This is a genomic window from Hydrogenivirga okinawensis (genome assembly GCF_055385515.1).
This window is the reverse complement of the sequence record NZ_AP042386.1, coordinates 627,797-646,224: the sequence shown is the minus strand read 5'-3', so window position 1 is coordinate 646,224 and position 18,428 is coordinate 627,797. Positions and strand designations below refer to the sequence as shown.

General features: G+C 49.2%; 19 protein-coding genes and 1 pseudogene. 5 read left to right on the top strand and 15 right to left on the bottom strand.

What is annotated here, in order from left to right; translation table 11 throughout:
* Positions 1-29 precede the first annotated feature (29 nt).
* The 3 genes from ychF to ACZ483_RS03805 are packed head-to-tail and all read right to left on the bottom strand — an operon-like array spanning position 30 to position 4,151.
* Positions 30-1,142, bottom strand: coding sequence for a redox-regulated ATPase YchF (ychF, locus tag ACZ483_RS03815; RefSeq protein WP_464324848.1), 1,113 nt, complete (start codon positions 1,140-1,142; stop codon positions 30-32).
* On the bottom strand, positions 1,142-2,719 hold the full coding sequence (gene cimA, locus ACZ483_RS03810; protein WP_464324847.1) for a citramalate synthase: 1,578 nt from the start codon (positions 2,717-2,719) through the stop codon (positions 1,142-1,144). Before cimA ends, ychF begins: the two co-directional genes overlap by 1 nt.
* Positions 2,667-4,151: a thioredoxin family protein gene (locus ACZ483_RS03805; protein ID WP_464324846.1), complete on the bottom strand. Its 1,485-nt coding sequence runs from the start codon at positions 4,149-4,151 to the stop codon at positions 2,667-2,669. Before ACZ483_RS03805 ends, cimA begins: the two co-directional genes overlap by 53 nt.
* A gap of 59 nt (positions 4,152-4,210) precedes the next feature.
* Between ACZ483_RS03805 and recN the strand changes: the two genes are divergently transcribed.
* Together recN and ACZ483_RS03795 are read left to right on the top strand one after the other, a co-directional pair.
* A complete protein-coding gene (gene recN, locus ACZ483_RS03800; protein ID WP_464324845.1) occupies positions 4,211-5,779 on the top strand; it encodes a DNA repair protein RecN in 1,569 nt (522 codons plus the stop codon).
* The gene (locus tag ACZ483_RS03795) at positions 5,776-6,177 is read left to right on the top strand and encodes an NUDIX hydrolase (RefSeq protein ID WP_464324844.1); all 402 of its coding nucleotides are present in this window, start codon (positions 5,776-5,778) and stop codon (positions 6,175-6,177) included. Before recN ends, ACZ483_RS03795 begins: the two co-directional genes overlap by 4 nt.
* On the opposite strand, the gene tsaD is transcribed toward ACZ483_RS03795, so the two are convergent.
* Genes tsaD through ACZ483_RS03755 form a run of 8 tightly spaced genes read right to left on the bottom strand, consistent with a single transcriptional unit; the run spans position 6,166 to position 13,305 of the window.
* Positions 6,166-7,173 carry a tRNA (adenosine(37)-N6)-threonylcarbamoyltransferase complex transferase subunit TsaD gene (gene tsaD / locus ACZ483_RS03790; protein ID WP_464324843.1) on the bottom strand — a complete coding sequence of 336 codons (1,008 nt, stop codon included), beginning with the start codon at positions 7,171-7,173 and terminating at the stop codon, positions 6,166-6,168. The two genes, ACZ483_RS03795 and tsaD, sit on opposite strands and share 12 nt — an antisense overlap.
* The gene (locus ACZ483_RS03785; protein WP_464324842.1) at positions 7,170-8,390 is read right to left on the bottom strand and encodes a S41 family peptidase; all 1,221 of its coding nucleotides are present in this window, start codon (positions 8,388-8,390) and stop codon (positions 7,170-7,172) included. Before ACZ483_RS03785 ends, tsaD begins: the two co-directional genes overlap by 4 nt.
* Positions 8,387-8,785 (bottom strand): hypothetical protein, encoded by a 399-nt coding sequence (locus ACZ483_RS03780; protein ID WP_464324841.1) that lies wholly within the window; start codon positions 8,783-8,785, stop codon positions 8,387-8,389. The genes ACZ483_RS03785 and ACZ483_RS03780 overlap by 4 nt, the downstream gene beginning before the upstream one ends.
* A gap of 12 nt (positions 8,786-8,797) precedes the next feature.
* Positions 8,798-9,520, bottom strand: a complete 723-nt coding sequence (locus tag ACZ483_RS03775; protein ID WP_464324840.1) for a Crp/Fnr family transcriptional regulator — start codon at positions 9,518-9,520, stop codon at positions 8,798-8,800.
* Positions 9,475-10,557 carry an aminopeptidase gene (locus tag ACZ483_RS03770; RefSeq protein ID WP_464324839.1) on the bottom strand — a complete coding sequence of 361 codons (1,083 nt, stop codon included), beginning with the start codon at positions 10,555-10,557 and terminating at the stop codon, positions 9,475-9,477. Before ACZ483_RS03770 ends, ACZ483_RS03775 begins: the two co-directional genes overlap by 46 nt.
* 30 nt (positions 10,558-10,587) lie before the next feature.
* A complete protein-coding gene (locus ACZ483_RS03765; RefSeq protein WP_464324838.1) occupies positions 10,588-12,159 on the bottom strand; it encodes an MlaD family protein in 1,572 nt (523 codons plus the stop codon).
* A gap of 19 nt (positions 12,160-12,178) precedes the next feature.
* Complete coding sequence (locus ACZ483_RS03760; protein ID WP_464324837.1) at positions 12,179-12,625, bottom strand: DUF488 domain-containing protein; 447 nt, start codon at positions 12,623-12,625, stop codon at positions 12,179-12,181.
* Positions 12,622-13,305 (bottom strand): SIR2 family NAD-dependent protein deacylase, encoded by a 684-nt coding sequence (locus ACZ483_RS03755; protein ID WP_464325169.1) that lies wholly within the window; start codon positions 13,303-13,305, stop codon positions 12,622-12,624. Before ACZ483_RS03755 ends, ACZ483_RS03760 begins: the two co-directional genes overlap by 4 nt.
* 35 nt (positions 13,306-13,340) lie before the next feature.
* Here ACZ483_RS03755 and ACZ483_RS03750 point away from each other — a divergent pair.
* Together ACZ483_RS03750 and ACZ483_RS03745 are read left to right on the top strand one after the other, a co-directional pair.
* Positions 13,341-13,820: pseudogene (locus tag ACZ483_RS03750) on the top strand (transposase); the annotation flags it as partial.
* Between the two features lie 101 nt (positions 13,821-13,921).
* Positions 13,922-14,416, top strand: coding sequence for an FKBP-type peptidyl-prolyl cis-trans isomerase (locus ACZ483_RS03745; protein ID WP_464324836.1), 495 nt, complete (start codon positions 13,922-13,924; stop codon positions 14,414-14,416).
* On the opposite strand, the gene ACZ483_RS03740 is transcribed toward ACZ483_RS03745, so the two are convergent.
* Genes ACZ483_RS03740 through ACZ483_RS03725 form a run of 4 tightly spaced genes read right to left on the bottom strand, consistent with a single transcriptional unit; the run spans position 14,413 to position 17,246 of the window.
* Positions 14,413-15,213 (bottom strand): metal ABC transporter permease, encoded by an 801-nt coding sequence (locus ACZ483_RS03740; RefSeq protein WP_464324835.1) that lies wholly within the window; start codon positions 15,211-15,213, stop codon positions 14,413-14,415. The genes ACZ483_RS03745 and ACZ483_RS03740 overlap by 4 nt on opposite strands.
* Positions 15,200-15,898, bottom strand: a complete 699-nt coding sequence (locus ACZ483_RS03735; RefSeq protein ID WP_464324834.1) for a metal ABC transporter ATP-binding protein — start codon at positions 15,896-15,898, stop codon at positions 15,200-15,202. The genes ACZ483_RS03740 and ACZ483_RS03735 overlap by 14 nt, the downstream gene beginning before the upstream one ends.
* On the bottom strand, positions 15,889-16,725 hold the full coding sequence (locus ACZ483_RS03730) for a metal ABC transporter substrate-binding protein (RefSeq protein WP_464324833.1): 837 nt from the start codon (positions 16,723-16,725) through the stop codon (positions 15,889-15,891). The genes ACZ483_RS03735 and ACZ483_RS03730 overlap by 10 nt, the downstream gene beginning before the upstream one ends.
* Positions 16,722-17,246 (bottom strand): type 1 glutamine amidotransferase domain-containing protein, encoded by a 525-nt coding sequence (locus tag ACZ483_RS03725; protein WP_464324832.1) that lies wholly within the window; start codon positions 17,244-17,246, stop codon positions 16,722-16,724. The genes ACZ483_RS03730 and ACZ483_RS03725 overlap by 4 nt, the downstream gene beginning before the upstream one ends.
* A gap of 18 nt (positions 17,247-17,264) precedes the next feature.
* Here ACZ483_RS03725 and ACZ483_RS03720 point away from each other — a divergent pair, with 18 nt between their 5' ends.
* Entirely contained in the window at positions 17,265-18,410 is a 1,146-nt protein-coding gene (locus tag ACZ483_RS03720) for a hypothetical protein (RefSeq protein ID WP_464324831.1), read from the top strand.
* Positions 18,411-18,428 lie beyond the last annotated feature (18 nt).

The window sequence follows — 18,428 nt, the reverse complement described above, 5'->3', positions numbered from 1 at the left end:
TTAAAGCGAGTTCGAGCATCTGTTTTACTTCACACGTTGAACCTGAAGTATATGATGTCCCCGTCCTGAACCTCGTAGTCTTTCCCCTCAAGTCTCACCAGTCCCTTCTCCTTAGCCTTTGTCATGGAGCCGACCTTTATGTAGTCCTCGTAGTTTATCACCTCCGCGGCGATGAAGCCCCTCTCAAAGTCCGAGTGGATCTTACCCGCCGCCTGAGGAGCCTTGGTTCCCTTAACCACCGTCCAAGCTCTCGTCTCCTTCTCGCCCGCCGTGAAGAAGGTTATGAGGTTGAGGAGTCTGTAGCCCTCCCTTATGACCTTGTGGAGTCCCGGCTCTTTGAGTCCGTAAGCCTCTAAAAGCTCCCTCTTCTCCTCCTTCCCGAGCCCTGCCATCTGAGCCTCAAGCTCCGCGCAGACCACCACGACGGGAGCCTTCTCCCTCTCCGCTCTCTCCCTGACCCTCATGACATGGGGATTGTTTTCACCCTCAGGTAGATCCTCCTCACCTATGTTGGCTATGTACATAACGGGCTTGGTAGTCAATAGAAAGAGCTCTTTCGTGGCGTAGTTCCATGTCTCCTCCGATAAGTTTTCTTTGTGCCTCCTGAGAGGTTCGAGGTTATCCAAGAGTTCCTTTATCGTCTTAAGATGTTCGAGTTCCTCTTTAGCCCTCTTGTCCCCGCTCTTTGCGATCTTCTCCACCCTCTCAAGCCTTCTGTTTACCGTCTCTAAATCCTTCGCTATTAACTCTATGTCTATGATGTCCGCATCCCTTACGGGATCAACGTTTCCCTCAACGTGAACCACGTCGGGATTCTCAAAGCACCTGAGAACCATCGCTATGGCGTCCACCTCCCTTATGTGGGAGAGGAACTGATTTCCCAAACCCTCACCCTTGCTCGCTCCCTTGACGAGTCCCGCTATATCCACGAACTCAATAAAGGTAGGAGTTACCTTTTTAGACCTCTCAAGCTCCGCTATCCTGTAAAGCCTCTCGTCGGGCACTTCCACAACACCCACGTTGGGCTCGATAGTACAGAAGGGATAGTTCGCCGCCTGAGCCTTGGCGGTCTCCGTCAGAGCGTTGAAGAGCGTTGACTTCCCCACGTTCGGAAGACCCACTATTCCCAAGTTGAAACCCATTACGCCTCCTCTTCGTCCTTCATCAGTTTATAAACTATGGCGTCCCTCAGAGCTATCCAAGACGCCTCTATCACGTTCTCCGAGACCCCTACCGTCCCCCACTTCCTCTTCCCGTCCGCGGACTCTATCAGAACCCTCACCTTGGCGGAGGTTCCCGCAGACTCGTTTATTATCCTCACCTTGTAATCAACGAGTTGCATCTCCTTGAGGTTAGGATAGAACTCCTCCAAAGCTTTCCTCAATGCTCTGTCGAGGGCGCTCACCGGTCCGTTGCCGAGGGCGGCGGTATGCTCGTCCACCCCTTCAACCGCAAGCCGGACGGTAGCCTCCGATACGGGAATGTTGTCCCCTCCCCTCTTGGCTATCAGAACCCTGTAGGCGTCAAAGTCAAAGTAGTCCTTTACCAAGCCGAAGTGCCTCTTGCAGAGGAGTTCCAAGGAAGCGTCCGCCGCCTCGAAGTGGTAACCTTCCTTCTCAAGCTCCTTTATCTTTTCCACGAGCCGAAGTAGTTCGGGAGACCTCTCGTCCACCTCTATTCCGAACTCCCTGAGCTTGTATAGGAGGTTGCTCCTTCCCGCCAGATCGGAGACTGTTATCTTCCTCCTGTTCCCCACGAGTTCGGGATCTATGTGTTCGTAGGTCAGAGCCTTCTTCATGACCGCCGAGGCGTGGACACCCCCTTTATGGGCAAAGGCGCTCTCACCCACGTAGGGCATGTTCCTCGGGAGGGGCATGTTGGAGAGTTCCGCAACGAAGCGGGCGAGCTCCGTGAGCTTCTTCATGTTCTCAGGAGGAATGACCTCAAAACCCATCTTGAGTTGGAGGTTCGGGATTATGGAGCAGAGGTTGGCGTTCCCCGTTCTCTCGCCGATGCCGTTTATCGTCCCGTGAACCTGCCTCGCACCCGCAAGGACAGCCATTATAGAGTTAGCCACGGCGGTCTCCGAGTCGTTGTGGGCGTGTATGCCTACCTTCGCAGTAGGAAACCTCTCCCTGACCTTCTTCGTTATTTCATAGATCTCGTGGGGGAGGCTTCCCCCGTTGGTATCGCACAGGACTATCCAGTCCGCCCCTCCGCTCAGCGCAGCTTCAAGAACCGAAAGGGCGTAGTCGGGATTGGCTTTGAAACCGTCAAAGAAGTGCTCCGCGTCAAAAATTACCTCTTCCGCATACTTCTTTAGGAACTCAACGGTCTCCTGAACCATGCCCAGGTTCTCCTCAAGGGAGGTCTTCAGGGCGTCGGTAACGTGCAGATCCCAGCTCTTTCCGAATATGGTTATGACGGGAACCTCGGACTTTATAAGTGCCTCCACCTGCTTGTCCTCCTTGACGCTCTTCCCCGGCTTCCTCGTAGATCCGAAGGCTACCGGCTTGGCGTGGATAAACTTCATCTTCTTTATCTTCTGGAAGAAGAGGTTGTCCTTCGGATTGGCGTAGGGCCACCCTCCCTCTATGTAGTCTATCCCGAACTCGTCAAGCTTCTGGGCTATCCTGATCTTGTCCTCGAGGGAGAAGTTCACCCCCTCAGCCTGAGATCCGTCCCTTAAGGTCGTGTCGTAAGCGTAAACCTTTTCCATAGTTGATAATAATAGACGAACGAAAATCACTTTCAATCAGAACTTCTAAGCTCCTGAGCAGGAAAACCATGTCGTCGGGATTGTGGTAGTGGAGGTTTATTTCCAAACCCTCTAATCTATTCCTCGCCTTCTCAGGATCTATCTTGGAGAGCACGTAAGCGATGATGCTCTCGGAGACCCAGTCGCTCCTTCTCGGCTTCAGGGAAAGAACCCTCTTCAGTTCTCCCTCCATCTCAGGAAAGTGCGAGAGGGCTAAGGCAAGGTAGGCTATGTCCCTTCCGAAGTTCTCAACCCCTCTCTCCTTCCTCTCCACATCGTAGTATCGGTAGAGCTTATCCCCCTCTAACAGGTTCTTGAGAATAAACCTAAGGCATCCGAGAGCTTCCGATCTGTACCTGTCCTCTCCCGTTACCTTTGAGAGTTTCAAAAGCGCCAGAATAGCCTTCGCGTTGTCCTCCACTATGATCGCGGTGTCGGTAGGAGGCGGTTCTCTCTTTTTCCTCTCTTCGGGACTGAGGTTGTAGTAGGAAGGATCGGAGATCTGGGCGTTGAGGAAGCACCCGCTCTCGGAGTGGAGGAGCGTCTTTTTCAGATACTCGTAGGTTCCGACAGCCTTCTCCAAAAAATCCCTATTTCCAGTCCTCTCAAAGGCGGTCAGCAGGGCGGATATCATCAGGGAGTTCACGCTCAGGGACTTGGAAGTCTCAAAGTAGAAGTCAAAGGCTCTCGTCCTGTCGTAGAAGTTGAAAAAGCCTCCGTCTACGGGATCGTAGAGAAACTCTATATCTTTCTTCAGAGAGAAGAAAACCTCCTCCAAAAGTAGCCCTTTCTCCAAAAGGTACTCGTAGGTCATGGGCGTGGGCCACTTGAAGCTCGTTCCCACAAGGGAGGGGAGGGAAAAGCCTCCGAACTCCTGATCGAACCTGAGCCGAAGATCGTTAACGAAGCGGTCAAGCAGATCCGTGTAGGTCTCCCTGTCCACCCTCTCTATCCTGTAGTTTCCCTTCTCTTCGCTAACTCCAACCTTACCCTCCAACAGAAGAGTCAGGAGAGCGACCAGATCCTTTGACTTCACCGCTCCGTGGAACTTCATGAGAACCTTTCCCCTCGGATCGAGAACCACCGTGAAGGGCGTTCCCCTGCCTCCGAACTCCACGAAGAGATCCCTGTTCCTGTCGCTATCGAGGAGCAGAGGGACGAAGTTTCTCCTCAACACTTCCACCACCTCCTCCTTCTCCAAATCCTCCTCGTACTCCCTGCACCAGCTACACCAGCGCGCCGAGAAGTATAGGAAGATGGGCTTTCCAGTGCTTTTAGAGACCTCAAGGGCTTTATTTAGATCCGTCAACCACCTTATCTTAGACACCTCTAAGTATTCCCTCCTGCTCTCGCAGGAAAGGAGTATCAAGACTGCAACCAGAATCAGAGCCATACTTTTTAATTAATCCCCTTCCGTTGAAGGTCGAGTCCGAAGATCCGATATTATTACCTATGCTCAGGAGAGTCGCGATAGAAAGTTTCTTTCTTATCAGAGACTTAGAGATAGAGTTCGGTGAGGGACTGAACGTCATATCGGGGGAGACGGGGACAGGAAAGTCGATGACCATCTCCGCCGTGGAGTTCGTCATGGGAAAGCAGGGAGAGTATCCCGAAGGAACCGCCGTAGAGATAGAGGTAGGTTCGGAGGACGAGAGCTTAATCCTCAGAAGGGAGATAAAGGGAGGAAGAAGCAGATACTTCCTGAACGGGAGGGGAACCACATCTAAGGTGGTCAGGGAACTCTTGGAAGGCAGGATCTCTGTTCAGGGGCAGAACGAGTTCATAAGGCTCCTCAGGAGCGACTTCCAGAGGGAGATCTTAGACAGGTTCGCCGACCTCATTCCTCTGAGATCCGAGTTTGAAAGGCTCTACTCGAAGTTCTCCGCTAAGGAGAGGGAGCTAAGGGAACTTAAGGAGAAAAGGGAGGAGATCCTTCAGAGGAGGGACTTTTTGGAGTTCAGACTAAGGGAGATAGAGGAGATCGGTCTGAACGCCGAAGAGGTGGAGCACCTTCGGAAGGAGGCAGAGGTTCTGACGAACCTTGAGAAGATAAAAAAGTTCATCGGAGAGGCTCTTTACCATCTCTACGACTCGGAAGGCTCGGCATATTCGGATGTCTCCCTCGCCCTGAGATCCCTCTGGAAACTCAAGGAGCACGGAAAGGAGGTAGAGGATCTTATAGACGGACTGAGCGAGGTTAAGGAGAGGATACTTGACATCGTCCAATCTTTAAGGGAAGAAGACACCGAGATCTCCCCCGAGGAGGTGGACAGAATAAACGAGCTTCTATTCAAGGTTCAGAGGCTTGAGAAGAAGTATAAGAAGAGCTACGAGGAGATCTTAAAAGAGGCGGAGAAGATAAAGGAGGAACTCTCCAAATCCTACGGATACGACGATAGGATAGAGGAACTTGAGTTTGAGCTCAAAGAGCTAAGGAAGAGGCTCACAGGTCTGGCGGAGGAACTCAGCTCCGAAAGAAAGAAGGCGGCGAAGAGGTTGGAAAAGGAGATAGAGACACTTCTGAAGGAACTGAACCTTGAAAGAGCTAAGGTAAAGGTAAAGGTGGAGAAAACCGATATAGGAAGGTTCGGTCAGGACAGCGTCAGGATCCTCTTCTCCTCCTACGGAGGAGAGCCTAAACCCCTTGAAGAAAGCGCCTCCGGCGGGGAACTGATGAGGCTCTTCTTAGCCCTGTCCCTCATTCTCCCTCCCACGGAGACCTACATCTTCGACGAGGTGGACGTAGGTGTGAGCGGTGAGACCTCCGTCAAACTTGCGAAACTCCTCAAAAAGCTCGGAAGGAAGATGCAGATGATAGTGATAACCCACTCCGCTCCTATATGCGCCGCGGGGGACGTGAACTTCCTGACGGAGAAGGAGTACCTCGGAGATATTCCCTACGTTAAGGTCAGGAGACTTTCCGAAAAGGAGAAACTGAAGGAGGTCGCGAGGCTCATGGGAACTGCGACGGAGAACACGATAAGGGGAGCTAAGGAACTCGTTGATATAATAAGCTCGTGAAGAGAGAGTCCTCGGCGGGAGGAGTTCTTTTCAAAGACAAGGAAGTTCTCCTAATTCAGAACCCTTCCGGAGTCTGGACCTTTCCCAAGGGGAATATAGAGCGGGGGGAGAAACCCGAGGATACGGCGGTCAGAGAGGTCCTTGAGGAGACGGGCGTGAAAGGAGAGATATTAGACTACATCGGAGAGATCCACTACTGGTATCAGCTCCACGGGGAGAAGATCTTTAAAAGAGTCAAGTACTACCTGATGAGGTATCTGGAAGGAGAACCGAAGCCCTCATGGGAGGTCAAGGACGCCAAGTTCTTCCCTGTGGAGGAAGCCAAGAACCTTCTGAAATACAGGGGGGACAGGGAGATCTTTAAGAGAGCTTTGGATAAGATCGCTTCAGCTCCATAACCTTCCGAACTCTTCAAGGGGAATATTCGGCTCTGGATTTATATCCAACGGTGCACTGATCCCGCGCCTGAACCTCTCCATCCCGGCGTAGGCTATCATGCGGGCGTTGTCGGTGGAAAGGCTCGGATGGGGTATCCTGAGGTCTAACCCTTCCCTTTCGGCCGCTTCCCTGAACCTCTCCCTCAACCTTGAGTTGGCAGAAACCCCTCCTACTACAACGAGCCTTCTGACTCCCGTTTTTTTAACAGCTCTTATTGACTTCTCCACCAAGACATCCACCACCGCTTCCTGAAAGGAGGCGGCTACGTCCTCCACTTTGATATCTTTCTCCTTTCTGAGGAGGTTCATCACAGCGGTCTTGAGCCCACTGAAGGAGAAGTTGAGATCCTCGCTGTCCAGCAATGGTCTCGGAAGATCGAACTTAGGTTCACCTTTCTTCGCAAGCTTGTCTATTATGGGTCCTCCAGGATAGCCCAAGCCAAGCATCTTGGCGACCTTGTCGTAGCTCTCACCTGCAGCGTCGTCCAAGGTTCCCCCAAGGAAAATATACCTGCCGAACCCCTCCACTAAAAAAAGATCTGTATGTCCTCCAGAGACTATGAGGGCCAAGAAGGGATACTCAACGGGAGATTCCAAGAATACGGAGTAGATATGACCCTCTAAGTGGTGGACCGGAACTAAGGGCTTTTGAAAGGCGTAAGCTAAGGCTTTGGCAAAGGACACCCCGACGACAAGGGAGAGGATGAGTCCAGGAGTGAGGGTGAAGGAGACGAAGTCTATACTTCGAAGATCGAAACTCGTATCTTTGAGGAGTCTATCAAAAAGAGGTAGTAGGTTCCTTGTGTGCTCCCTCGCGGAAAGTTCAGGAACCACACCCCCGAAGGGAGAGTGAACCTTAGCTTGAGATAAAAGGATATCCCCTATCACTCCCTTCTTATCATCGTAAAGAGCCAGGGCAGTCTCATCGCAGGAGGTTTCGACTGCGAGAGTTATCATGCAGCCTTCTCGTGAACCTTCTCTTTTATAACCTCTATCGCCTTCCTGAGCTGGACGTCTATGTCGGGAAGGAGTATGACCTTCTTCCCGTTCCCCTCTATTCTCATCTTCCTTATCGTTTCAGCGAGCTTTTCCCAAATCTTCTCATCCATAGATACCTTTATATCTGGTTCTATCCCCTTCTTGTGTATCAGTTTTCCACTGGGAGTGTAATAATAGGCTACGGTGAGTTTGATGGCCGAGCCGTCCTCAAGGGGAATTATATTCTGGACAGAGGCCTTACCAAAGCTCTTCTCTCCAACTATGGTAGCCCTGTGATGATCCTGAAGGGCACCGGTCACGATCTCGGAGGCGCTCGCCGAACCCTTATTTATTAAGACAACAATAGGCATATACTTGGGAACTAAGGGTTTCTCCTTGGCGTAATACTTTTCCTCATCCTTCCTCCCCTTAGTGTAAACCACGAGTTTCCCTTCTGGGAGAAAGATATCCGCAACCTTAACAGCTTCAGAGAGCAGCCCTCCGGGGTTGTTTCTTAGGTCTATGATAAGACCCTCAACGTTCTCCGAGAGTAACTCCCTTATAGCCCTTTTTAGATCTCTCGAGGTGTAGTGCTGGAACTGAGTTATCTTTATGTAGCCGAGATCCTCATAGGTTGTGTACTTTACGCTCTCTATCTTTATTATCGCCCTCTCTATCTCCACGGTCATAGGCTTGTCGAGTCCTTTCCTCATGATGGTGAGCTTTACCTTAGTTCCTGGCTTACCCCTTATCTTCTTGACTATCTCCAGAAGAGACTTCCCAAATGTATCTTCACCGTCTACCGCTATTATTATGTCCCCGGCTCTAAGACCCGCCTTGAAAGCAGGAGTTCCCTCGATCGGTGCGACGACTATAGGTCTACCCTTCTCCATGCTTATCTCTATACCAACCCCTCCGAACTCACCCTCCGTCTCCTCCATAAATTCTTTGTACTTCTCAGGAGGGAAGAAGGAAGAGAACGGATCTAAGGATGAAACCATACCACTCAGGGCTCCGTATATGAGATCCTTCGTCGAAGGCTCCTCAACGTAGTTGTCTTTAACTATCTTCAGGACGTCCGAAAACAGCTTCAGATAGGAGTACTCGTCTTCCTTCGATACTGTTTTCGAAACGCCTATAAAAAAGCCCGCGAAGAAAAATATGCTTGCTAAGACCGGGAGAAAAAATCTTCTCATTTCTGCTCTCCTTCTACCTCTATACTCCTTATCTCCGAGATATAAAAGTTAACGTTGCCAACGTCGGAGACAGCGGTGCACCTCGTAGAAGAGGGCATCTCGAAGGTTTCCCTTTTTCCGTCTTTTAAGAGAAGTTCTACCTTCACCTCGCCGCCACTAACTTCGAGCACTTTTATCTTTTGCACGTCTGTGAAGGGCAGAGTGTAATCCAGGGACCCTCTCTTTAGCTTTAGATTTCCTCCTTCGTTACACTTCAGGGACGTAAGCTCGTGGACAACACCCTTAGAGTCTAAAACTTTAACCTTCAGGTTTCTAAGCTCTGGAGGTAAACTCGTCGGTTCGGACATGCTCAGACTCAAAAGCACCGGTAAGATCGCTAACATCCTTCTCTTCATATCGCTTAAATTTTATACCAAAAGTCTTTCCAGCTCTCTGCGGTTAATAATTTCTATATACCCCCTTTCTGTGTTTATTATTCCCTGCTTCTTCCATCTGCTCATGACCCTTATGGCTGTCTCCACCGTTGTGCCCGTCATCTCCGCTATGTCCTGTCTCGTCAGCGGGAGTCTTATAACTATCTTTCCTTCTTTCTCCTTACCTATCCTGTCGGCGAGCTCTAAAAGAACCTTGGCTATCCTCTCCTCAACCCTTCCCGAGGCTATGCTTTTTAATATTTCATAGGTCTGGAGGAGGTTGGCGGTTGCATCACAGGTCATCTTTATCGCAACCGCAGGATACTTTATGGCGAGTGTTATGAAGTCCTTATTGGAGATGTAAAGGACCTTCGATTTGAGGACCGCCATGGCAGTGTAGGTGCTTTTGGGAGAGGTCTTACCCCACTCTATCCAACCGAAGACGTCCCCCGGAAAGACGAGCCTCACGATAATTGTCCTCCCGTCCTGAGTCTCCTTTATGAGCTTAACGAGCCCGTCCACCAATATGAATATTCCCGGCTCGGCGTCCTCTTCGAAGAAGAGGTAATCCCCTTTCTCGTACTCCTTTATGGTCATGTACTTTACCGCTTCCCTGAGCTCGTCGGGATTGAGATCTTCGAAGAGGTGGACCTTTTTTATGAAATCAAGCTTTATATCCTCTGGAGTTTTCCTTTTAGTAGCAGCTTTTTTTCCCATCCTTTTCCTCCTAAGATTACTGTGGGCTTAAAAACCACGTAGTCGGTATGGAAACCGACCTTGTTCAGACCTCCAAAGGTGTGGTTATCGCCTATGGCGATGTGGATTGTTCCGAGTATCTTCTCCGCCTCGAGGAGGTTGTCCGGTCTCGCGGCTTTTGGGTTTGTCCCGACACCGAACTCCGCTATAAACCTCGCTTCAGGCATCTTCTTAAATACGTCCTCCACAAAGTATCTGTAATCCTCAAACCCCTCTATACTCTCAACGCCTCCATCGACGAACTTGAAGGTGAGGGGTCTCTCCAAGGGTCTATCGGGAGCGTACAAGATCACGAGTCTGCCGTAAGCTTCCTTCTCGATAGGCGCGATGAACGCTTCCCCCGCCGGCAAGTTCCCGAAATCCCCTGCCCTGTGAAAGAGTCCTGTGTCCGCTATACCTTTCCTGCCACTCACAGAGAACTCTATATCCGTCCCGTCCTCCGATACGACGTGAGCCCACTCAGCCTCACTCAGGATCTCCGCTATATCCGTGCTTAGCTTTGCCACGTACTCCCAGTCCACATTCATAGAGGTGAGGAACATGGAAGGATCAAACAAAGGCATCGAAGCGTAACGAGCACCGAATACGTCTGTCAGAAGCTTTCTGAAGAATGTATGGGTGGTGGAGAAATAGGGGAACGCCACTACGACGTTGGGAACGTCAATTGCAAGCTCCCTTATTATATCGATTACAGAGTCCTGAGGATAATTCTCCTTATTCAATATCTTCTCAAGAAAACCTTCCTCCGCAAGCTTATCGATAGCTTCGTTTCCAAAGGTTAATCTCCAGAGTTCCTCAGGAGGTTCACTGCCGTGCAACTTTCTCGATTTGTAGATTAGGTATTTAACATGAGGTGTGAACTCTCTTCCTACCTGAATAAACTCCTCCATCAGTTTTACGAGGTAGTCCTTTTCATCGTCGGTAAATATTAGCAGGCGCTCTTCGCCCTTAAGGTTTAGATTCACACGGTACAACTTTCTTATCTGATCTTTAAACATGGCACTCCTCATATAAAATTAAAATACAAATTAGGGAAAAGGTAGCCCTAATCCGCCCAAAAGATACTTCAGATACTCTTCAGAGAACTCCAGCCCTGCACCCACGAAGGCACCCCTGAACTTGTCGTTCAGCAGATCGTCGCCACCAAAGCGGGTGTAAAGAGGTCCCCTCAACCGGAGCTGTATACCTACCTGAAGGTTGGGTTTTAACCCATCCTCGTCAGGTCTATCTTTCCTGCCGGTGTCCCATATATCGGAGTATATCCTTATCCTCTCAGAGGGGCTGAAATCGAAGCCTACACCGCCCGTAGATTCTTTAAGCCCTGCCCGAATCGTAAAGTATTTATCCTCACTTATAAAGAACTTCTTAGCTATCTGAAGTGTAAACTCGGGTTTAAACTCCTTTTTAACTATCTCTTCGTTTCCTACTATCTGTTCGGTGTAAACTCTTCCCCTTGAGTCCCCCACTATCTCTGCCAGATAGTAGGTCCTTTTATCGGGTTCTATCCTGATGGACATGAAGCCTTTAGCATCTCCTCCCGAATAGGCTTCACCTCCAAAGCCAACGAATATTTTAGTCTTCGTTATAACCTCTCCCGCCTCTCCGAAGAGCTTAGCCCCCTTGGATACGCTATGGTAAAGTTCCTCATCCTTTACGAGCTTGCCTATGGTGCCTTTACCGCTTTCTATCTGTGCGAGTATATTGTCCAGTCTTTGCGAACTCACCTTTAGCTTCTCCATCATCTCAGACATGTTTTTGACGGTCTTTCTTAGATCCCTTCTGTTTTCTTGAACTACAGTGTTCAGATTCTCCGAAAGCCGATTAAGATTGTCCACCATTACGGGCAGATCGCCCTTCAGATCTTCCGAAAGACTTCTCAGGTTTGCCACGAGAGCTCTGATGTTCTCCCTGTTCTCTTGAGCTATACCGCTCAGTTCGTCGGCGAGCCTGTCCATGGAAGCTATTGCTTCCGGAAGTGTTCTGTTTAAGTTTTCCGTGAGCTGCGCCATCTGATCAAGTATAGTTTCCAGGTTCTCCTGATTTTCCTCAAGAAGCTTTCTCATCGTATCTGTCAAGGCATTGAGGTTTCCTATAGTCTTTTTCAAGTTGTCCCTGTTCTCTTCAAGGATCCTGTTAAGGTTCTGAGCCACAAGCCTAAAACCTTCCGCCGTCTTTGTCAACTCCCTTATAAGCCTGTCGGTGTCCGCCACACCTTCAGCGGTTCTTAGCTGCGAACCCTCAGGAAGCTCTCCCTCGGAAGGTGTTCCCGGGCTTATAGCAAGGTACTTATCCCCCATAAGACCTAAAGTCCCTATCGTCGCCGATGCATCTTTAAAGAGCTTTATCCTGTCCTCCACGTTGAACAGTACTCTTACCCTATCTCCCTCAAGGATTATGTCTTCTACCTTACCGGCTCTTATCCCCGCTACCCTCACCTCCGCCCCTATGGAAAGCCCACCAACGTCTTTGAAAAAGACCACGTATTTCTTAGTCTTGGGCTTAAAAAGAGGAATTTCGCCAAAGGTAAGTATAAGAAAGGCAAGGGCAAAGGAGGTTACAAGTACGAAAGCCCCCAGCTTCACCTCCGTCGTTATCTTCATCGGTATATAGTATAAACACTCAGTACAAAATAGCAGGGAACAGGTGTTTAGGATGCTGTTCTGCTCTGTTAGTATCGAGGATATGGATCACTTCGATACCTTTTCTAACCAGAGCCTTTGCTATAAACCTTCTGTGACACCCTCTCCAATCTTTTTCGGCACACATAAATGCTGTTTTCGTTTCCCCAGATAGTTTTATAAGCTCTGCAATTCCATTTCTGAACTCTTCGCTCTTCATGTACTCTCTATAGCTTACCTTCCTCATACCTCCGAGGGCCGGTATATGGATGTATGCTATACCCTCCTTTTCGAGGGCTACTTTTAGAACTTCCTTACCGAAGTGGGGAAACCGTGAACTCTTGGGATAGCTCCTGACATCAACAAGTAACTCTATTCCATAGGATCTTAGAAGATCTACGAACTCGTGGAGTTTCCTTGAGCTGTGTCCTACCGTATACAACCTCATAGCAGATCTAACACCTTCCTTAATCCCGTTGAAGCTTTCTCCCTTATAGATATATCCGCATAGGGCGTAAGCGGCGTCTCTTCTGGATTGACCTCTACGAGCCTTGCCCCTTCCCTTTTCGCTATAAGGGGAAGCTCTGCGGCAGGGTAAACTTGAGCAGAAGTTCCCACAACTATAAATAGATCTGCCCTCCTTGATACCTCGTAAGCCTTTGTTAATGCATCTGCTGGCAAGCTTTCACCAAACCACACGACTGCAGGTCTGAGCATTCCACCGCACTCTTTACACCTCGGAGGGATCTCAGGAAGCGGTGTTGTATACTCGAAATACTCGATCCCACACTCAAGGCATCTTACCTTCCAGATGTTCCCGTGTAGCTCTACGACCTTCTTGGAACCAGCCTTTTGGTGAAGACCATCGACGTTCTGAGTTATGAGCCAGAAATCCTTTACTTCCCTCTCCATAGATGCTATTATTCTGTGCCCCTCGTTGGGCTGTGCTTTGGCTATAAGCTGTCTTCTCCAGTCGTACCACTCCCAGACGAGCTTTGGATCTCTTCTAAAAGCCTCCGGTGTTGCTAACTCCATGGGATTGTACTTGTTCCATAACCCATCCTCGCCCCTGAAGGTAGGTATTCCGCTCTCCGCCGATATGCCTGCACCAGTGAGAACAACAACCATCACCTATAAAAATTATGAGCCCGTTTAAAAAATCTGTAGGAGTTGTAAGAGACAAAGCTATAGTGGTGGATATAAATACAGGCAAGCCCTACGCAGATAAGAATATGCTGCTAAGATCCATGCTCAAAGAACTTGGCTTTAGAGCGAGGTATTTTCTTGGGGATGCTTACTATGGAAAGTCTGTGGGAATTTTAAGTGAGATAAGGGAGCTAAGGATGGAAGCCATAGTTCCTGTGAGGAATACTACACATACGAGAGTTAGAAACATGTATAGTCTATGGGCTAAGAAGAACTATGAAGTAAGGAGGAAGGTCTATAGGGAGAACAGGTTTAGAGTTGAGCAGGTGATAGGGATAGTTAAGAACAGGTTTGGGGACAGGGACAATGTTTATGACTTTGGGATTGCGAGTTTATATGTTCTTGGGAGGTTTGTTCTTTACAACCTGATCCTTCTTCTGAAGCTCCTTTTATTGTGCCTTAACCTTTTGAGAGCCATACGTCTTCCGGTTGCTTGATTCTCAAAGTTGAGGCGATTTTTTCAACAGGCTCTAAAAATATTGACATAAACACTTCTTACTTTAAATTATGGAGATCAAACTATAAAGGAGTTTAAGTCATGGCACAGTCAGTTGAGAAGAACACTGTCGTCTCCTTCCATTACACTTTGAAGGACAAGGAGACGGGAAGCGTCATCGAATCCAGCAGGGAGGCTGGACAGCCTGTAACTTTCCTCGTAGGAGCCGGAGAGATAATACCCGGTCTCGAGAGCAGGATGATCGGTATGGAAGCCGGAGAGAGCAGGGAGATCGAGGTTCCTGCAGAGGAGGCCTACGGTCAGAGAGACCCCAACCTAATTCAGAAAGCTCCGAGGGAGTACTTCCAGAACGTTCCTCTCCAGAAGGGTTTACCTCTTCAGGCGCAGACTCCTGAGGGAAGGGTCATAAACATGGTAGTCGTTGACTTCGACGAGAACACCGTCACCGTTGATATGAACCATCCCTTAGCCGGAAGGGATCTGCTCTTTGAGGTTGAAGTAATCGACGTAAGGGAAGCCACCCCCGACGAGATACTCCACAGGCACGCCCACGGACCGGGCGGACATCCGCACTAAGATCTCAAGCTTTTCCTCAGGAAAGCGAGGGCAAAGATAACTATCATGCCCCCTACTATAGTCCCGCTGGGGGGCAGGTCAAAGTAAAGGGCGACAACTATCCCTCCGATCACGGAGAATGCGGCGACCAAGACCGACATAACAACCGCGCTCAGGAAGGACTTGGCCAGGAGAAGGGAGGTAAGAGCGGGGATCACTATCATCGAAGAGGCTAAGACTATACCTACCGCCTTTATAGAGAGAACTATTACGAGGGAAGCTACCGAAACGAGGAGATGGTTTATAAGAGTGAGATTGGTGTCTCTCAGCTTTGCGATCTCCTCACTGAAGGAAACCAGGACGAGCTTCCTATAAAAGAAGTAGAAGAAGAGAACCACCAAGGAAAAGGCTGTCAGAGAGAAGAGAAGCTCAGATCTTGTCACCATCAGTATGTTACCGAAGAGATAGCCGAATATATACTCTCCAAACCCTTTCACTATACCCAGCACAAGAACTGCAAGAGCCACACCACCAGAAAATATCAGCGCTATCGCAGCGTCTCCCGGAACCCTCCTGTTGGTGGTCAGGAACTGAACGAGATTCCCTGTTAGGACCGTAAAGATAGAGGTGAAGAGAAAGGGCTCGAAACCGAGGACTAAACTGAGGGCTATGCCTCCGAAAGCAGCGTGGGAAAGTCCTGCACCTAAAAAAGCCATCCTTCTGAGGATAAGAAATACGCCGGCTAAGGCGGAGGATATGGCTATAGCAAGTCCAGCTACGAGACCTCTTAGGACGAAATCGTAACTAAGGAGTTCCATCGGTGACGCTCCTCCTTATACCGAAGACCTCCTCTATTGCTTCCACCGCCTCTTCTGGACCCCCGTAGTAGCACACCGATCTGTTCAGACAGAGAACGGTGTCCACGTTCCTGAGGACCAGACCGATGTCATGGGAGATCATAAGGATCGTCTTACCCGAACTGAGGGATAGATCCCTGAGGATCTGAACGATGTGTATCTGGGAGTGGAGATCGAGACCGGCTGTAGGTTCGTCAAGGAGGAGAAGATCTGGATCTGAGGCAAGAGCCATGCCGAGCAGGACGAGCTGCTGCTGACCTCCCGAAAGCTTCAGATACTGCTTGTCTATAAACTTATCGAGATGTAAGAAGGAGGCTATCTCTTCCATTCTCTCCTTGTCCGATACGAGACTGAGGAGCTCCCTGACCGTTGCCGGAAAGTTCTGCTCCACGCTGAGCCTCTGGGGGACGTAACCTATCCTGTGCCACTCTCTGAACCCTCCCACCTCCTTGCCGAAGAGCCTGACCCTCCCTTCTAAGGGTTTCAGGAAACCGAGGATTATCTTGAAGAGAGTTGTCTTCCCAGCCCCGTTCGGTCCGATTACCCCCACGAACTCTCCCTCTTTAACTTTGAGATTCACATTCTCCAGTACCCTTACTTTGCCGTCGTAACTGAAGGAGAGCTTTTCTATCTCTATCACATACATCGGAGGGCTTCCTTTAAAATCTTGAGGTTCTCCCTCATTATGGAAAAGTAATCCTTAGAGCTTTCCGTAGGGACGATCTTAACGTTTATCTCGAATACTCTTAGCCCGTATTCCCGACTGAGAAGCTCCGCAAGTTTTGACCTGCTTCCCAATACGGTGAAGACGAAATCGATTCTCTTCCTTTTCAACTCCTTCAAAAATTCCATGAGCTCCCTTGGGGACACCCCTCCGTGGACGTCCCCTCCCGTCAGGGATATCTGCTCGAGCCCGTAATCCTTTGCCAGATAGCCCAAGGCGGGATGGACGACGGGAAGAACCCTGAGCCGGCAGGAGGAGAGTAGCCTCTTGAACTCCCAATCGAGCTCTTCGAGCCTTTTATTAACTTCCTCCAGATTCCTTTCAAAGGTTTTCCTCCCCTCAGCATCCACACTTAAAAAGCCCTCGTAGGCATTTCGGGCAACGATCTTCATTCTTTTAGGGGAGAGCCAAATATGGGAATCCTTACCGAGGTTCCTGTGTTCTTTGTAGTAGAGAAGGTCTATGCCCTTCGATAGTCTGTAAGCCCTATTCCCTGCTACCTCCTCCACCTTTCTCTCCCAACCTCCCAAAGGTATGCCGCTCACAAAGACGATCTTTGCCCTTGCAAGTTTTATCATGTCGGAGGCGGATAGCTCGTAAAAGTGGTAGTCCGCTCTCGGAGGTAAGAGAACTTCTGTCTCGAACTTCCCTTTACCCACCTCTCTGACTACGTCGTAGAAGGGATAAACGCTCACAACCGCCTTAGGGGATGAAAAGACTACGGAAATAAGAAGAAGGAGGAGGATCACTTCTGAACCTCTTCCTCTTTGATCAATTTCCTTATAACCACACTCATCATCTCAAGCATGGAATTGGGATCGGTAGCGGTTATCAAATTCTTGTGGGCTTCCACGGGCTCACCGGTGTACTCGGCTCCCGCGTTTACAAGATCGTCCTTTATAGCGTAGAAGCCTGTGACCCTCTTTCCCTCTACTATCTTTGCGGAGATGAGAACCCAAGGACCGTGACAGACGGCGCAGACGAGTTTCCCTTCTTCGTAGTGCCTTCTGACCAGAGAAAGAACTTCACTATACCTTCTGAGCCTGTCGGGGGCGTAACCTCCGGGTATGAACACGCAATCAAAGTTCTCGTGGACCACTTCCTTTATAAGGACGTCAGGCTTAAAGGTCATCCCTTTCTTTCCCCTGTACTCCCTCCTCTGGGGTGCTGCCGATATAACCTCGAATCCCTCCTCTTTGAATCTAAGGTAGGGATATATAAACTCCACATCCTCTACGAGATCCTCTAAAAGGATCAAAACCCTTTTCATGGGATTAAATTTTACTTCATGCGAAACGCGTTAATACTCCTTTTCCTTGTTACGTCCTACAACTTCATTCTATGGGCTATAACTACCTACGGATTTTCTCCTGTTCCTCTTTTTCCTGAAGATCCTTACCACACTATACTCGTTCTCGCCTACAACTCCGTCCTCTATGTGAGCTGGCTCTTCGGAGAGAGGGAGAGAACCGTTCAGTGGATAGGGTATCTATTCTTCTTTCAGATAATTGCGTTGAGTATCTACCTTGGTGATCTTGGTGTGATAGTTAGAGATCTACCCCCGGTTATACTCACCTTCGCTCTCGTCGCTCTATTTGAGTCTCCTACGGAAAGGAAAATAAGGGAGGCAGAGAAAGAGCGGGAGGAACTTTTAAAGGAACTCGACAGGATAAGGCGGGAGAGGGAGAGGGTAGAAGTTCACTTGAGGATGCTCCAAAAGGAGATTGGGGAGATAGAGAAGGAGAAACAAAAGGAAGACCTGAGCGCAGAGGCCTTAAAGGAACTGGAAGACAGGCTTACGAAACTTCAAAACGAACTTAAGGAATACAGGGAAAAGGAAACGAGGCTCTTGGAAGCAAACAGGAAGCTCTTCCAACTGCTGGAGGTCTTCCGTTCGGAAAGTGAATCGGGAACCGGTAAGGAGGAGGTGGCGAGTCTAAGAAAGGAAAGGAAGAGGCTTATCAAGGAACTCCTTCAACTTCAAGAACTCTTGGATATGTACGCCGATGAAAACGAGAGGTTGAAGGAGGAAAATGAGAGGTTAAGAAGGAAAGTAGATAAGCTTACTGTTGAATTGGGGAAACTTGAAGTGGAGAAGGAAGAAACCTGTGATGAGAAAAGTATTATAAGGGACCTCTTAAAGGAGATTTTCCAGTTAAAATTCTCCGAGAAGGCTGTTGACGAGCTCCTAAAATTGACCCCTGAAAAAAGAAGGATATTTTTGAAGGAACTCCTGAGGTTCTCTCTAAGGAACGGACAGGAGAACGTTCAACCACTCACTACCCTTCCCAACATTTACAAGCTGAGGTTTTCCGGGGGAAGAATATATCTGCGTAGGTACAACGGAAGCTGGGAGGTGGTGGGAATGCTGGGGAGCGAGGAGGATAAGGAGAAGGAGCGTTATATAAGGGACGTTTTGAGTAAAATAGTGTAAAAACAAAGGAGGAAATAG

Excerpts from the sequence above, each read along its gene's own strand:
- ACZ483_RS03735 (WP_464324834.1), bottom strand. The coding sequence starts at position 15,898 with ATGTATGTGATAGAGATAGAAAAGCTCTCCTTCAGTTACGACGGCAAA.
- ACZ483_RS03765 (WP_464324838.1), bottom strand. The coding sequence starts at position 12,159 with ATGAAGATAACGACGGAGGTGAAGCTGGGGGCTTTCGTACTTGTAACC.
- ACZ483_RS03780 (WP_464324841.1), bottom strand. The coding sequence starts at position 8,785 with ATGAAGAGAAGGATGTTAGCGATCTTACCGGTGCTTTTGAGTCTGAGC.
- recN (WP_464324845.1), top strand. The coding sequence starts at position 4,211 with ATGCTCAGGAGAGTCGCGATAGAAAGTTTCTTTCTTATCAGAGACTTA.
- ACZ483_RS03725 (WP_464324832.1), bottom strand. The coding sequence starts at position 17,246 with ATGAAAAGGGTTTTGATCCTTTTAGAGGATCTCGTAGAGGATGTGGAG.
- ACZ483_RS03785 (WP_464324842.1), bottom strand. The coding sequence starts at position 8,390 with ATGAGAAGATTTTTTCTCCCGGTCTTAGCAAGCATATTTTTCTTCGCG.
- ACZ483_RS03755 (WP_464325169.1), bottom strand. The coding sequence starts at position 13,305 with ATGGTTGTTGTTCTCACTGGTGCAGGCATATCGGCGGAGAGCGGAATA.
- ACZ483_RS03775 (WP_464324840.1), bottom strand. The coding sequence starts at position 9,520 with ATGGGAAAAAAAGCTGCTACTAAAAGGAAAACTCCAGAGGATATAAAG.
- ACZ483_RS03770 (WP_464324839.1), bottom strand. The coding sequence starts at position 10,557 with ATGTTTAAAGATCAGATAAGAAAGTTGTACCGTGTGAATCTAAACCTT.
- ACZ483_RS03745 (WP_464324836.1), top strand. The coding sequence starts at position 13,922 with ATGGCACAGTCAGTTGAGAAGAACACTGTCGTCTCCTTCCATTACACT.
- ychF (WP_464324848.1), bottom strand. The coding sequence starts at position 1,142 with ATGGGTTTCAACTTGGGAATAGTGGGTCTTCCGAACGTGGGGAAGTCA.
- tsaD (WP_464324843.1), bottom strand. The coding sequence starts at position 7,173 with ATGATAACTCTCGCAGTCGAAACCTCCTGCGATGAGACTGCCCTGGCT.
- cimA (WP_464324847.1), bottom strand. The coding sequence starts at position 2,719 with ATGGAAAAGGTTTACGCTTACGACACGACCTTAAGGGACGGATCTCAG.
- ACZ483_RS03720 (WP_464324831.1), top strand. The coding sequence starts at position 17,265 with ATGCGAAACGCGTTAATACTCCTTTTCCTTGTTACGTCCTACAACTTC.
- ACZ483_RS03805 (WP_464324846.1), bottom strand. The coding sequence starts at position 4,151 with ATGGCTCTGATTCTGGTTGCAGTCTTGATACTCCTTTCCTGCGAGAGC.
- ACZ483_RS03740 (WP_464324835.1), bottom strand. The coding sequence starts at position 15,213 with ATGGAACTCCTTAGTTACGATTTCGTCCTAAGAGGTCTCGTAGCTGGA.
- ACZ483_RS03760 (WP_464324837.1), bottom strand. The coding sequence starts at position 12,625 with ATGAGGTTGTATACGGTAGGACACAGCTCAAGGAAACTCCACGAGTTC.